This is a genomic window from Streptococcus mitis, from assembly GCF_946190325.1.
GTDB classification, from domain to species: Bacteria; Bacillota; Bacilli; order Lactobacillales; family Streptococcaceae; genus Streptococcus; species Streptococcus mitis_CF.
Genome location: NZ_CAMHZR010000020.1, coordinates 1 through 1,693, shown reverse-complemented (window position 1 = coordinate 1,693; position 1,693 = coordinate 1). Strand labels below are relative to the sequence as shown.

Sequence of the window (1,693 nt, the reverse complement as noted above, 5' to 3'; positions counted from 1 at the left end):
TCGGTGACTCCAACTCCGGTAGCCAAACCAGCAGCTAAGAAAGCCATCGATGACGCATTGAAAGCTAAGAACGACGCAATTGATGCCAACAACGATTTGACTGCTGAAGAAAAAGCCAAAGCTAAGGAAGACGCGAAAGTCAAAGCCGATGCAGCGAAGACTGCAATCGACAAGGCGACAACAAATGCAGCGGTGGAACAAGCTAAGGCTGATGGAGCGACAAGTGTATCTTTAGTAACACCAACAGCGCAAGCGAAGCCAGCTGCAAAACAAGCCATCGATGACGCATTGAAAGCTAAGAACGATGTGATTGATGCCAATAACGATTTGACTGCTGAAGAGAAAGCCAAAGCTAAGGAAGACGCCAAAGCCAAAGCAGACGCAGCAAAACAAGCAATTGATCAAGCAACAACAAATGCAGCGGTGGAACAAGCTAAGGCTGATGGAGCAACAAGTGTAGACTCAGTGACTCCAACAGCCCAAGCGAAGCCAGCGGCAAAACAAGCCATCGATGAAGCATTAAAAGCAAAAGAAGCAGCAATAGATGCCAACAATGACTTAACAGCAGAAGAGAAAGCCAAAGCTAAGGAAGACGCCAAAGCGAAAGCTGACGCAGCGAAGCAAGCAATTGACAACGCGACAACAAACGATGCAGTAACTCAAGCTAAAAACGCTGGGGCAGCAAGTGTATCATCAGTCACTCCAACACCAACAGCTAAACCGGCTGCAAAACAAGCAATTGATGACGCATTGAAAGCTAAGAATGACGCGATTGATGCCAATAATGACTTAACAGACGAAGAAAAAACTGCAGCTAAAGCAGATGCAAAAGCCAAAGCCGACGCAGCGAAACAAGCAATCGACAACGCAACAACAAACGATGCAGTTGAGAAAGCTAAAAACGATGGAGTGACAAGTGTATCTTCAGTAAGTCCAACAGCGCAAGCTAAGCCAGCGGCTAAACAAGCAATCGACGATGCATTAAAAGCTAAGGAAGCAGCAATTGACGCAAACAACGACTTAACAGACGAAGAGAAAACTGCAGCGAAAGCTGATGCGAAAGCAAAAGCAGACGCAGCTAAGCAAGCCATCGACAACGCAACAACAAATGATGCGGTAGAACAAGCTAAAAATGGCGGAGCGACAAGTATATCTTCAGTCACTCCAACACCAACAGCTAAACCGGCTGCAAAACAAGCAATTGATGACGCATTGAAAGTTAAGAACGACGCGATTGATGCCAACAACGATTTGACTGCTGAAGAAAAAGCCGCAGCTAAGCAAGAAGCGCAAGACAAAGCGACTACAGCGAAACAAGCAATCGACAACGCAACAACAAATGATGCGGTAGAACAAGCTAAAAATGGCGGAGCAACAAGTATATCTTCAGTCACTCCAACACCAATAGCTAAACCGGCTGCAAAACAAGCGATCGATGACGCATTGAAAGCTAAGAATGACACGATTGACGCGAACAAAGACTTAACAGCTGAAGAAAAAGCCAAAGCTAAAGAAGACGCTAAGGCAAAAGCCGATGCAGCGAAACAAGCGATTGATACTGCAACAACAAACGCAGCGGTGGAACAAGCTAAAAACGACGGAGCGACAAGTATATCTTCAGTCACTCCAACGCCGGTAGCCAAACCAGCAGCGAAGCAAGCCATCGATGACGCATTGAAAGCTAAGAACGATG

At 46.1% G+C, this 1,693-nt stretch carries 1 protein-coding gene; it reads left to right on the top strand.

All coding sequences use genetic code 11. The features are described 5' to 3' along the window. A partial coding sequence (locus tag N8M95_RS09125) for a DUF1542 domain-containing protein (RefSeq protein ID WP_261117077.1) occupies positions 1-1,693 on the top strand: 1,693 nt, incomplete at both ends.